Raw genomic sequence first — 13,073 nt, 5'->3', positions numbered from 1 at the left:
GCCTACCCTCCCAAATGCGCATCCAGCGCTTGTCGTGCGATGATCACGCGCTGCACATCCGACGCGCCTTCATAGATGCGTAACGCTCTGATTTCACGGTAGAGTTTCTCGACAGCCTCGCCAGATTTCACCCCCGCGCCGCCAAAAAGCTGCACGGCTTTGTCAATCACCTGTTGCGCTTGATCCGTGGCGAAAAGCTTCGCCATCGCCGCCTCTCGTGTGATGCGCGGCGCGCCACTGTCCTTGGTCCAAGCCGCGCGGTAGATCAGCAGCGCCGCCGCATCCACATCAAGCGCCATATCCGCGATATGGCCTTGCACCATCTGCAAATCGAAAAGCGGCGCGCCTTGCACCTCGCGAGTCGTCACCCGCGCCAGAGCCTCATCCAGCGCCCGACGGGCAAAGCCCAAAGCGGCGGCGGCCACGGTAGGGCGGAACACGTCCAAGACCGACATGGCGATTTTGAACCCCGCGCCGCTTTCGCCGATCATCGCGCTGGCCGGGATGCGGCACTCGGCAAAATCAAGCGTGGCCAACGGGTGCGGCGCGATGGTGTCGAGCCGTTCCGCAATGGCCAAGCCCGGCGTGTCCGCAGGCACGATGAAGGCCGACAACCCTCGCGCGCCGGGCTCGTCACCTGTCCGAGCAAAGACTGTATAAAGATCGGCGATGCCGCCATTGCTGATCCAGGTCTTCTGACCGGTCAGCACATAATCTGCGCCATCCCGCGTGGCAGTCATAGTTGAACTGGCCACGTCAGATCCTGATTGCGGCTCCGTCAGCGCAAAGGCGGAGATCGCCTGCCCCGCCCGCACCTTGGGAAGCCAATCGGCCTTCTGCGCATCCGTTCCAAACAACGAGATTGCACCCGTACCCAAGCCTTGCATCGCAAAGGCAAAATCGGCCAGCCCATCATGGCGCGCCAGCGTCTCTCGGATCAGGCAGAGCGTCCGCACATCAAGCGGCGCGTTGCTCCCCGGCTCAACCGTCGCATGAGACAGCCAGCCGCCCGCACCGAATTCCGCAACCAGCGCGCGGCAGGCCGCATCAGTATCGCTATGGTCGATTTTGGCGACGGCATCGGCAGCCCAAGCGTCCAGAGCCTCAGCCAAATCGCGATGATGCGGCTCGAAAAACGGCCAATCCAGGAAACTTCGATCCGCCATCAATCGCCCTCAAACACTGGTTTTTCCTTCGCAACGAAGGCGGTGTAGGCCCGCTCGAAATCCTGGGTCTGCATGCAGATGGCTTGCGCCTGCGCTTCCGCTTCGATCGCCTGTTCAATCGACATCGACCATTCCTGCGCCAGCATGGTTTTGGTCATCATATGTGCGAAATTCGGACCTGCCGCGATGCGGCTGGCCATGTCACGCGCCGCATCCTTCAGCTGATCGGCAGGCACGACTCTGTTGTAAAACCCCCAAGCCGCGCCTTCGTCGGCGGACATTGCCCGCCCGGTATAGAGCAATTCCGCCGCCCGCCCCTGCCCGATGATCCGCGGCAGGATGGCGCAAGCCCCCATATCGGCACCGGCAAGGCCCACACGGGTGAACAAAAACGCGGTTTTCGCCTCGGGCGTGGCGATCCGCAGGTCTGACGCCATGGCGATAATCGCGCCTGCGCCTGCACAAATCCCATCCACGGCCGCGATAATCGGCTTGCCGCAATTCACCATTGCCTTGACCAGATCGCCGGTCATGCGCGTGAAGGCCAGAAGCTCTTTCATCGTCATCCGGGTCAGCGGCCCGATAATGTCATGCACGTCGCCGCCAGAGGAGAAATTCCCGCCATTGGGCGCAAAGATCACAACATCGACGTAATCGGCATAGGGCAAGTCCCGGAACCAATCCCGTAGCTCCGCGTAACTGTCGAAAGTCAGGGGTTTTTCCGCTCGGGCCGATCGAGCGAGATCGTGGCGATACGATCAGCAATCTGACAATGGAAATGGGTGGTGTCGCTCCGCGCCATCGCGGTTACTCCTCAACCTGATCTGAAATGCGGGTCAGGGCTTGGCCCAACTCAGCGGCCAGCACCGGATCGATCTCGGCCAGAAGCTGATCGACCCAAGCCTCATGCGCCTCCGCCTGCCGTGCAAACTCTTCGATCCCTTTCTTGGTCAGTCTCGCCCGCGCGGCCCGCCGATCTCCCGGGACCTGTTCGCGGAGCGCGAACCCCTCTTCGGTCAGCCGGTCCACGATGCCCGTCACATTGCCGTTGGAGACCATCAGGAACCGCGACAACTCGCTCATTTTCAGCCCCTTAGGGTGGCGATGCAGCGCCGCCATCACATCGAAGCGCGGCAGAGTCGACGCAAACTCCAGGCGTAGCTTTTCGCGCAGCTCCGCCTCGACCACGCGGGTCGATTTTAAGAGGCGCAACCAAAGGCGCAGGCGCTCCTTGCTGGCCGGTTCGCGCGATTGGATCAACGGATCAGTCGTCATATTTCCCCTCCAGACAGGCTCAGCGCATGCCCATTCACCGAGCGCGCGGCCTCGCTGCACAGCCACAGAACGGCCTCTGCCACCTCGCTCGTTTGAATAAATCGATCTTGCGGATTGGATCGGCGGAGTGATTTGGCCGCTTCTTCGGCGCTCATCCCGGTTTTCTCGGTGATATTGGCAATCGATCGCTCCAAAAGCGGCGTCTCAATGAAGCCAGGGCAAACTGCGTTGACCGTGATCCCGGTGGCGGCCAGTTCCAGCGCCAAAGCCCGGGCTAACCCAATAACCCCATGCTTCGCGGCACAATATCCGGCCACATAGGGGTAGCCTTTGAGCCCCGCCGTGGACGCTACGGCGATCATCCGGCCCCAGCCTTGCGTTTTCATATCCGGCAGAGCCGCGTGCCACAGGTTGAACACCCCGCCCAGATTGACCGACAGATCGGAAGCGAGATTATCCGCTGTCATTTTGGCAAACGGCACGCCTTCGGCCGCGCCTGCATTGGCGACCGCGATATCGATCGGCCCCTGCTCTGCCGCGGCTTGGCGCAGCGTCGCGTCGACCGCTGCCGCATCGGTGACATCGCATATCAGTGCCAGCCCGCCGATTTGATCAGCAACCGCTTGAAGCGGCTCAGATCGGCGCCCGAGAATGGTCACCTTGCCACCGGCCTGAGCCGCACGGGTAGCAATTTCGGCCCCAACGCCGCTGCCCCCGCCGGTGATCACGATATGACGACCCGCAAGGCTCATGCGCGGATCGCCTCGGCATCCCGGTCGGCCAAGCGCCAGGTTTGATCGCGGCCCGCTTCGTAAGGTTTTGGCCAGACCGCATGTCGATCGCCGATACGGGCGGCCTCATGGAAGGTCCAATAGGGATCGGCCAAATGCGGGCGACCCACGGCAATCAAATCCGCGCGTCCGGCCATCAGGATCGAATTGGCATGATCCGCCTCATAGATATTGCCGACCGCCATGGTGTGGATAGCGGCCTCGTTGCGGATGCGGTCCGAAAACGGGGTTTGGAACATCCGACCATACACCGGTTTGGCATCGGTCGTGGTCTGCCCGGCGGACACGTCGATGATGTCGGCCCCGGCCATCTTGAACATCTTCGCAATCGCAACCGCCTCTTCCGGGGTCACGCCCTCATCCCCCACCCAGTCATTGGCCGAAATCCGCACCGACATTGGTTTGCGCTCTGGCCAAACCGCTCGCATTGCCTGGAACACCTCCAGCGGATAGCGCATCCGATTTTCCAAGCTGCCGCCATATGCATCGGTCCGAGTATTCGAGACCGGCGAAATGAAAGACGAGATCAGGTAGCCATGCGCCGCGTGTAGCTCGATCATGTCGAAGCCCGCCCGCTCCGCCATCTGAGCCGCAGCGATAAACTGATCGCGCACCGCATCCATATCCGCGCGGGTCATCTCGCGCGGCACGGCATTCTCTGCCGACCAAGGGATCGCCGATGCCGAAATCAGCTCCCAATTGCCAGAAATAAGGGGCGTGTCCATCCCTTCCCAACCGATATTGGTGGAGCCTTTGCGGCCCGAATGCCCAATCTGACAGCAGATCTTTGCCTCTGTCTCGCCATGCACAAAATCGACCAGTCGCGCCCATGCCACCTCATGCTCGGGCGCATAAAGCCCTGGGCAGCCCGGCGTGATGCGACCCGTTTCGGACACGCAAGTCATTTCCGTGTAGATCAGCCCCGCGCCGCCCTTGGCCCGCTCGCCGTAATGGATCAGATGCCAATCAGTGGGGCAACCATCGACCGCCTTATACTGCGCCATGGGGGATACCACGACGCGGTTCTCAAGCGTCATATCGCGCAGCTTGAAAGGCGCGAACATCGGCGGGCGGACAGGGGCGTTCGATGGCGCGCCGGCCTGATCCTGAAACCACTTCTCCGCCGAGAGCAGCCAATCCGGGTCCCGCAAACGCAAGTTCTCATGGGAAATCCGCTGCGATCGGGTGAGCAGCGAATGGTTGAATTGCACCGGATCCATATGGAGGTAGCGCTCAACCTGCTCGAACCACTCCAACGAATTACGGGCTGCCGATTGCAGCCGAAGCACATCCAGGCGACGCTCATCCTGATAACGCTCAAAGGCGCGTTCTAGGCTCGGCTCGGTATGCAAAAACTCCGCCAATGCAATCGCACTGTCGAAAGCCAGCCGTGAGCCCGAGCCAATCGAGAAATGCGCCGTCGCCGAGGCATCGCCCAGAAGCACGACATTCTCATGGTGCCACTTTTCACAAAGCACACGTGGGAAATTCATAAACACCGCCGAGCCGCGCAGATGATCGGCATTCGACATCAGCTTGTGGCCATCCAAATGCGCCGCAAACAGCGTTTCGCAGGTTTCGATGATCTCGGCCTTCGACATCGCCTCAAAACCAAGCTTGTCCCAAGTCTCTTGCTGGCATTCGACAATCACCGTCGCGGTGTCGTCGTCGAATTGATAGGCATGGACCCACACCCAGCCATGCTCGGTCTTTTCGAAAATGAAGGTGAAGGCGTCATCGAATTTCTGACGTGTGCCGAGCCAGATGAACTTGCACTCCCGCACATCCACTTCGGGCTTAAAATGCTCGGCCCAGGCAGTCCGAACCGCGCTGTTGATCCCATCACAGGCGACCACGAGATCATACGCACTCGTGTAGTCTTCGACCGGCCCGATGGGCGTCTCGAACTGCAAGTTAACTCCCAAAGCGCGTGCACGTTCTTGTAGAAGAAGGAGCATCTTCTTGCGCCCAATCCCGGCGAACCCATGCCCGCTCGACACCGTGCGATGGCCATCATGGACGACGGCGATATCATCCCAATAAGCGAAGTTCTCGCGGATGGCCGCGGCCGAGATCGGATCATTCTCGGTCATATTTTCCAACGCGTCATCGGACAGAACGACGCCCCAGCCAAAGGTGTCATCCGCCTTGTTCCGCTCGAGAACTGTGACCTCATGGGCCGGATTTCGGAGCTTCATCGAAATCGCAAAATACAAACCGGCGGGGCCACCCCTAGGCAAACGACGCGCATCGTGATCTCCCTAACCCGAACAGAGCCGAATCCGGCCATGTCATCTTTCGAAACACCTTACGCGGGTTGCCAGGTATTTCAAGTATGAACCTTTATGCTTGAAATTAATCCGTGCGAGGCGTACCAATCCAGAGCCCATGGCTCACATCTGTAGCGAGGAAACGATGCCAGAAGATCACGCAATGGACAGCGCCGCCAAACTTGCCGCCTCGAAATTGTCTCCGATGAACTGGGAAGACCCCTTCCTGATCGAGAGCCAGCTCAGCGAAGAAGAACGGATGATTTCAGACGCCGCCCGCGCCTATTGCCAGGACAAACTGGCCGCCCGCGTGGTCGAAGCGAACCGGCACGAAGTTTTTCACCGCGAGATCATGACCGAAATGGGCGCGCTTGGGCTTCTCGGCTCGACCATCCCCGAAGAATACGGCGGCGTGGGCGCGAATTACGTCTCTTACGGGTTGGTCGCCCGCGAAGTGGAACGGATCGATAGCGGCTATCGCTCGGCCATGTCGGTGCAATCCTCGCTCGTGATGCACCCGATCTTTGCCTATGGCTCCGAGGCACAGCGGCAGAAATATCTGCCGAAACTGGCCACCGGCGAATGGGTCGGCTGTTTTGGCCTGACGGAGCCCGATCACGGCTCCGACCCCGGCGGTATGTTGACTCGTGCCAAGCCGGTCGATGGCGGCTATCTGGTCTCCGGTGCCAAGAACTGGATCACCAACTCGCCAATTGCCGATGTGTTCGTGATCTGGGCGAAATCGGACGCGCATGACGGCAAAATCCGCGGCTTCGTGCTCGAAAAAGGCATGAAAGGCCTGGTGGCACCGAAAATCGAAGGCAAATTCAGCCTCCGCGCCTCGATCACCGGGATGATTCAGATGGATGAGGTATTTGTCCCCGAAGAGAACCTGTTGCCGAATATCAGCGGTTTGGCGGGCCCCTTTGGCTGCCTCAACCGCGCGCGGTTTGGCATCGCCTGGGGCGCCATGGGTGCTGCGGAAGCCTGCTGGCACGCGGCGCGCAGCTATACGATGGAGCGCAAGCAGTTCGGCAAACCGCTGGCCGCGACGCAGTTGATCCAGAAGAAGCTCGCCGATATGCAGACCGAGATTTCGCTTGGCCTTCTGGGCGCACTGCGTCTCGGTCGGATGTTGGACGATCATACCGCGCCTGCGGAACTGATTAGCCTGATGAAGCGCAACAATTGCGGCAAGGCGCTCGATATCGCCCGTGTCGCCCGCGACATGCATGGCGGCAATGGCGTCAGCGACGAATATGGCGTGATCCGTCATGTGATGAACCTGGAAGCCGTCAACACCTATGAGGGCACCCACGACATTCACGCGCTGATCCTGGGCAGGGCACAAACCGGGCTGCAGGCCTTTCAATGAGCGTCACAGTTGAAGTTGACGGCGGGATCGCGACAGTCACCCTGTCGAACCCGCCGGTCAACGCGTTGAGCCATGCGATCCGCCAGGGGCTGGCCGATGCCATTCGTGCGACAGAGGCCAATCCAGAGGTCCGCGCCAGCGTTCTCATCGGCGCGGGCAGCAGCTTCATCGCGGGTGCGGATATTCGCGAGTTTGGCCAGCCGATGCAGGACCCTAACCTGCCAAGCGTCGTTCGGATGCTTGATGCGGTCACGAAACCCTGGGTCGCGGCGATCCAGGGCGTGGCCTTGGGCGGTGGGCTCGAGGTCGCGCTTGGGTGCAGCCATCGGGTGGCCACCGCCACGGCAAAACTGGGCCTGCCGGAGGTGCATTTGGGCATCATCCCCGGCGCGGGCGGCACGGTTTTCTTGCCTCGTGTTGTACCCGCAAACCATGCGCTTGAGATGATTTCGAGCGGTAAGCCGATCTCGGGCGCAAAAGCCGCAGAACTTGGCCTGGTCGACAAGGTGGCGGCGGGCGACGTCCTTGAGGCCGCGCGGGCGCTGGCCGCTGAAGCGGCAGACGGGGTCATGCCAACGCCTTTGATGCAGCGCACGGCAGAGCCGCCGGAAGACATCGCCGCCTATGAGGCGCTGAAAACCCGCATCCGGGCCAAAGCAAGGGGGCAGCTTTCGCCCGTCGCCACGATCGACGCCGTGGATCGGTCTTTAGACCTGGACGCAGAGGCCGCCTTCGACGCCGAACGCGCGGCCTTCATCGACCTGAGGGACACAACCCAATCCACCGCGCTCCGCCATATCTTCTTCGCCGAGCGCAGCGCCTCGAAAATCGCGCGCGCCAAGGGCGCGATGCCGCGCCCGCTCGCCCAAATCGGGGTCATCGGCGGTGGCACGATGGGCGCGGGCATTGCGGTGTCCTGTCTCACCGCCGGCCTCTCAGTCACGATGATCGAGCGCGATGAGGCAGCGCTTGAAGCGGGCCTCACACGGGTCCGCGACACGCTCGCCGGCAGTGCCAAGCGCGGGCTGCTCTCCCCTGCGGCGCAGGCCAAAGCCGAAGCGGGTTTGAGCGGCAGCATCGATTATGCTGCCTTGGCCGAGGTGGATCTGGTGATCGAAGCCGTTTTCGAAGACATGGAGGTGAAAAAACAGGTCTTCGCCGAACTGGATCGGGTGACCAAACCCGAGGCGATCCTGGCCTCGAACACCTCCTATCTCGATATCAATGAGATCAGCGCCAGCACCCAAGACCCCTCGCGTGTCTTCGGTCTGCATTTCTTCTCCCCCGCCCATATCATGAAACTGCTCGAGTTGATCGTGACCGAGGCCGCCGCGCCGGATGTCCTGGCCACAGGGCTGGCCCTCGGCAAACGGCTGAAGAAGGTGACCGTGCCCTCCGGCGTCTGCGACGGGTTCATCGGCAATCGGGTCATGTCAGCCTATCGGCGCGAGGCGGATTACATGTTGGAGGACGGCGCCCTGCCCCAAGATGTGGACGCCGCGATGGTGGATTTTGGCTTCCCCATGGGCGTGTTTCAGATGGCCGATCTGGCGGGGCTGGATATCGGATGGGCGACGCGCAAACGCAAAGCGCCGACCCGGGATCCCAATGAACGCTATGTCGAGATCGCGGATCGGCTCTGCGAACAGGGCCGGTTTGGGCGCAAGACCGGCAAAGGCTGGTATGATTACAGCGACGACAAAAACGGCCGGCCCGACCCTGAGGTCACGGCCTTGATCGAAGCGGAATCGGCCCGGCGCGGCATCACGCGCGTGCCAATGTCGCGCGAAGGCATCATGGCGCGCATCCTTGAGATGATGCAGGCCGAGGGCGAGAAAATCCTTGCCGAAGGCATCGCTGAAAGCCCTGAGGCGATCGATGTGGTGATGGTGAATGGCTATGGCTTCCCGCGCTGGCGCGGTGGGCCGATGTTCATGAGGGGCAGTGCCGAATGATCGACTGGACCGACGCGTTTGATAATTCCAGCTATGTGCCTGGCAGTGATCAATTGGCCGCGCGTTGGTCCAGCGCCGCGGCTCATTTTCGGGAAACAACGCGGGCCGAGTTCGACCTGGCCTATGGCGACGGCCCGCGCAACCGCCTCGACCTGTTCCTGCCCGATGGCACGCCGCGCGGCCTGATCGTCTTCATCCATGGCGGCTACTGGCACATGCTGGAAAAGGCGTATTTCTCGCATCTGGCCGCCGGGCCGCTGGCCAAAGGCTGGGCCGTGGCGCTGCCCAGCTACACGCTCGCCCCCGAAGCCCGGATTTCGCAGATCACACAAGAAGTCGGCGTGGCGATCACGACCGCTGGGCAAAGCATCCCCGGCCCAATTCGGATCATCGGCCATTCGGCGGGCGGGCATCTGACCGCGCGGATGCTGTGCCAAAACGGGCCGCTCGCGTCAGATATCCTCACCCGGCTGGAAAAGATCGTGTCGGTCAGCGGCATCCATGACCTTCGACCGCTGCTGCTGACCAAAATGAACGAAACCTTGCATCTGGACGCCGAAGAGCCCGAGGCTGAAAGCCCCGCCCTCCAGACTCCCTATCCCGGCATCCCGGCCTGTTTCTGGGTCGGTGCCGCCGAGCGCCCCGAATTGCTCCGCCAGACCCGGTTGATCGGCGAGGCCTGGCAGGACAAGGCTGACAACATCACCGAGGTTTATGAGGCAGGCAAGAACCATTTCTCGGTCATCGAAGCCCTTGCCGAGGCCGAGAGCCCGCTGGTGCAAGAGCTGACCCGCTGAGAGGGAGGAGACCATGAGCCAGGGATATGACCCGAGCCAAGACGGCGCGAAGATGTCGTTCAAAACCGATATGAGCTATGGCGATTATCTGAAAATCGACCAGGTTCTGAACGCGCAAACACCTCTTTCCACCGCCCATGACGAGATGCTGTTCATCATCCAGCATCAGACCTCTGAACTCTGGATGAAGCTTGTCCTGCACGAGATCGCCGCCGCCCGAGACGTAATGACATCCGGCAATTTCGAACCTGCTTTCAAGATGTTGACCCGCGTCGCGCGCATCTTCGATCAACTGAATTCGGCCTGGGATGTGCTGCGCACCATGACGCCGAGCGACTACACGACCTTCCGCGAGGCGCTTGGCAATTCCTCCGGCTTCCAATCGCATCAGTATCGGCTGATCGAATATGCGCTTGGCAATCGGAACAAAGCGCTGATGAAGGTCCATGAACATCGGCCCGAACTGCACCAGATGCTGACCGATGAACTGGCCAAGCCGACGCTCTACCATGTCGCGCTAAATGCGCTTTCGGAGCGGACGGGCATCCTATTTGACCCGTCGGTGTTCCGAATGGAGGCCCCGCATCAACATGATGATGAGATCGCCCGGGCTTGGACGCTGATTTATCAGGACCCGGCCCAACACTGGACCCTCTATGAGTTGGCCGAGAAGCTGGTGGACCTTGAGGACTATTTCCGCCGCTGGCGCTTCAACCATGTCACCACGGTCGAACGTGTCATCGGGTTCAAACGCGGCACCGGCGGTACGAGTGGCGTGAAATACCTCCGCAAAATGCTGGAGGTGGAGCTTTTCCCCGAACTTTGGAATCTGCGCGGAGGCCTGTGAACGATGGCGACCCTTCCCCGAAAACAGCTCTTCGACCTGCCCGAAGGCGTGATTTATCTTGATGGCAATTCGCTTGGGCCGTTGCCGAAATCTGTCACCGCGCGCGTGGGCGAGGTGGTGACCGAGGAATGGGGCGCACAGCTGATCCGCGGCTGGAACGACGCGAAATGGATGGAACAGCCGGCCCGCGTGGGTGATCAGGTGGCCCGGCTGATCGGTGCACCTGCGGGCAGTGTGGTGATGGGCGACACGCTTTCGATCAAGGTCTATCAGGCGCTGGCCTCGGCGCTTGAGATGCGGCCTGACCGCAAGGTTGTCCTCTCCGATAGCGGCAATTTCCCCACCGATCTTTACATGGCGCAAGGGTTGCTGGCCTCGCTGAACCAGGGTCACGAGTTGAAGATCGTGGCGCCGGAAGAGGTCGCAGGCGCGATTGATGACCGCGTCGCCGCCGTGATGCTGACTGAGGTCGATTATCGCACCGGGCGATTGCATGATATGAAAGCGATCACCGACGCTGCACATGCAAATGGCGCGGTAATGATCTGGGATCTGGCGCATTCGGCGGGCGCGATCCCGGTCGATCTGGCGGGATCGAACTGCGAGTTCGCCGTTGGCTGCACCTATAAATACCTCAATGGCGGCCCCGGCGCGCCCGCGTTCATTTATGTCCGCCCCGACATCATGGGGCGGGTCCGCCCGGCCCTTTCCGGCTGGCTCGGCCATGACGCGCCCTTCGCCTTCGATCTCGACTATCGCCCGGCTGGCAATATCGAACGGATGCGCGTCGGCACCCCGCCGGTGCTCCAGACCTCGGCGCTGGAAGAGGCCCTGAAGGTTTGGGAGGGCCTGACGATGGCCGAGGTGCGGGCCGCCTCGATCCGGCTGTCGGAAAAGTTCATCCAAGAGGTCGAAGCCCGCTGCCCCGATCTGACCCTGGCCAGCCCGCGCGATCCAGAGGCGCGCGGCAGCCAGGTGTCGTTCGCGTTCGAGCATGGCTATGCCGCGATGCAAGCCCTGGTGGCGCGGGGCGTGATCGGAGATTTCCGGGCACCAAATATCATGCGCTTTGGGTTCACACCGCTTTATCTCGACGACACCGATATCGTGGCGGCAGCGGATATCCTGCAAGACATCATGGAGAACCGTCTTTGGGATGATCCGGCTTACAAGGTCGCAAACCGGGTGACCTGATCGCCCCCCTTTCGGGCGACAGCGCCACGGGTCGGGCTGCACACCCGGCATCTTGCCCCCTGTTCCCTAGGATTCGATGGTCCAGAGCGCTGCGCCTGCGAAGCCGCGAAACGCGTCATGGAGCCAAGCGCGCTCCGGCCCCGGCTTGGCGTCCCGCGCCACGCCGGGCATTCATCAAGATCAGGACCATGATCCCGATGTTCAATCCATTCCAAGCGATGCCATTGATGAACGCCAACTGATAATCGCCCGTCACATCGTAAATCCAGCCTGACATCCAGCCGCCGAGCGCCATGCCGATGATCGTCGCCATAATCACCGCCCCGACACGCGCGCCCGCCTCCCGCGCGGGCATGTATTCCCGCACGATGATCGCATAGCTCGGCACGATGCCGCCCTGCGCCAGCCGAAGATCAGGCTCACAATGTAAAGCGAGACCAACCCGTCAAAGGGCAAGAACAGGAACAGCGCGATGCATTGCAGGATCGAGCCGATCAGCAAAGTGATAACCCCACCAAGCCAATCCGCCACCAGGCCCGAGACAAGCCGCGAGGCCACCCCACCTAAAAGCATCAGCGACAACATCTCAGCCCCGACCGCGGGTCCATAGCCCAGATCAACGCACAGCGCGACAATATGCACCTGCGGCATCGCCATCGCGACGCAGCAGGCGAGCCCGGCAATGAAAAGCAGCATCTGCAATTGGCCAGGCGTGAAGCTGACCTGCCTGGCGCGGCCGGGCACCGCGATGACCTCATCTGATACCGCGCTGGCAGGCACTTGCCGGCGCAGCATCAGCGCCAGCGGGATCATCACCAATACCGTCACTGCAGCAAGCAAAAGATAGGCCGCGCGCCAGCCTTGATCGGCCAAGATACCACTGAGAAGAAACGGCCATATGGCGCCCGAAAGGTAATTGCCGCTCGCCGCGATCGCCACGGCAATGCCCCGGCGGCGCAAGAACCAATGCGAGATATCCGCGATCAGGGGGCCAAAACTGGTGGCGGTCCCAAAACCCACGATGAACTGCAAGATCGAGAGCACAAAGATCGAGTTGGCCGCGGCCGACAGGCTGAAAAACAGACCCAGGCCGAGGGCCGAGGCGATGAAACACCAGGTGATCCCGAACCGATCCACGGCCCGCCCAATCACCAGATTGCCCAGCGCGAAACCAATCATCGTTGTCGCATAGGGCAAAGACGCGGCCGAGCGGTCGACGTCAAGTTCCCCCTGGATCGCGGGTAAGATCACAATGATCGCCCACATCCCCACATTGCCCACAATGGCGATCAGCAGCGTGACGCCAAGGCGGAGCCACGAATAGCGGCTGTCATGCATGTCGGAGGAGACCATAACGCGACGCTAGGTCGGGCATCGCCGTTTGTCTAGCAGGCGGGTGGCGA

General features: G+C 61.4%; 10 protein-coding genes and 2 pseudogenes. 5 read left to right on the top strand and 7 right to left on the bottom strand.

Features of this window, described 5'->3' with window-relative positions; translation table 11 throughout:
* Positions 1-2: 2 nt before the first annotated feature.
* The 5 genes and pseudogenes from QTA57_RS10070 to QTA57_RS10050 all read right to left on the bottom strand — a co-directional run bounded on the left by QTA57_RS10070 (position 3) and on the right by QTA57_RS10050 (position 5,483).
* Positions 3-1,166 carry an acyl-CoA dehydrogenase family protein gene (locus QTA57_RS10070; protein ID WP_290151304.1) on the bottom strand — a complete coding sequence of 388 codons (1,164 nt, stop codon included), beginning with the start codon at positions 1,164-1,166 and terminating at the stop codon, positions 3-5.
* Positions 1,166-1,968: pseudogene (locus QTA57_RS10065) on the bottom strand (enoyl-CoA hydratase family protein). The gene QTA57_RS10070 and the pseudogene QTA57_RS10065 overlap by 1 nt, the downstream one beginning before the upstream one ends.
* A 5-nt stretch (positions 1,969-1,973) precedes the next feature.
* Entirely contained in the window at positions 1,974-2,441 is a 468-nt protein-coding gene (locus QTA57_RS10060; RefSeq protein ID WP_290151303.1) for a MarR family winged helix-turn-helix transcriptional regulator, read from the bottom strand.
* Positions 2,438-3,193, bottom strand: a complete 756-nt coding sequence (locus QTA57_RS10055; protein ID WP_290151302.1) for an SDR family NAD(P)-dependent oxidoreductase — start codon at positions 3,191-3,193, stop codon at positions 2,438-2,440. The genes QTA57_RS10060 and QTA57_RS10055 overlap by 4 nt, the downstream gene beginning before the upstream one ends.
* Positions 3,190-5,483, bottom strand: a pseudogene (locus tag QTA57_RS10050) (bifunctional salicylyl-CoA 5-hydroxylase/oxidoreductase). Before QTA57_RS10050 ends, QTA57_RS10055 begins: the two are co-directional and overlap by 4 nt.
* Positions 5,484-5,665: 182 nt before the next feature.
* Between QTA57_RS10050 and QTA57_RS10045 the strand changes: the two are divergent.
* Genes QTA57_RS10045 through kynU form a run of 5 tightly spaced genes read left to right on the top strand, consistent with a single transcriptional unit; the run spans position 5,666 to position 11,670 of the window.
* Positions 5,666-6,877, top strand: coding sequence for an acyl-CoA dehydrogenase (locus tag QTA57_RS10045; RefSeq protein WP_290151301.1), 1,212 nt, complete (start codon positions 5,666-5,668; stop codon positions 6,875-6,877).
* Positions 6,874-8,832: a 3-hydroxyacyl-CoA dehydrogenase NAD-binding domain-containing protein gene (locus QTA57_RS10040; RefSeq protein ID WP_290151300.1), complete on the top strand. Its 1,959-nt coding sequence runs from the start codon at positions 6,874-6,876 to the stop codon at positions 8,830-8,832. Before QTA57_RS10045 ends, QTA57_RS10040 begins: the two co-directional genes overlap by 4 nt.
* A complete protein-coding gene (locus QTA57_RS10035; RefSeq protein ID WP_290151299.1) occupies positions 8,829-9,629 on the top strand; it encodes an alpha/beta hydrolase in 801 nt (266 codons plus the stop codon). Before QTA57_RS10040 ends, QTA57_RS10035 begins: the two co-directional genes overlap by 4 nt.
* A 13-nt stretch (positions 9,630-9,642) precedes the next feature.
* Complete coding sequence (locus QTA57_RS10030; RefSeq protein WP_290151298.1) at positions 9,643-10,476, top strand: tryptophan 2,3-dioxygenase; 834 nt, start codon at positions 9,643-9,645, stop codon at positions 10,474-10,476.
* Positions 10,477-10,479: 3 nt separating this feature from the next.
* On the top strand, positions 10,480-11,670 hold the full coding sequence (gene kynU / locus QTA57_RS10025; protein WP_290151297.1) for a kynureninase: 1,191 nt from the start codon (positions 10,480-10,482) through the stop codon (positions 11,668-11,670).
* A 115-nt stretch (positions 11,671-11,785) separates the two neighbouring features.
* On the opposite strand, the gene QTA57_RS10020 is transcribed toward kynU, so the two are convergent.
* Positions 11,786-11,983, bottom strand: a complete 198-nt coding sequence (locus QTA57_RS10020; protein ID WP_290151296.1) for a hypothetical protein — start codon at positions 11,981-11,983, stop codon at positions 11,786-11,788.
* Between the two features lie 2 nt (positions 11,984-11,985).
* Positions 11,986-13,023 carry an MFS transporter gene (locus tag QTA57_RS10015; protein WP_290151295.1) on the bottom strand — a complete coding sequence of 346 codons (1,038 nt, stop codon included), beginning with the start codon at positions 13,021-13,023 and terminating at the stop codon, positions 11,986-11,988.
* Between the last annotated feature and the right edge of the window lie 50 nt (positions 13,024-13,073).

Source organism: Fontisubflavum oceani, from assembly GCF_030407165.1.
Lineage (GTDB): Bacteria > Pseudomonadota > Alphaproteobacteria > Rhodobacterales > Rhodobacteraceae > Rhodophyticola > Rhodophyticola oceani.
Note: the sequence above shows the minus strand (reverse complement) of the source record. Positions and strands in the feature narration are given on the sequence as shown.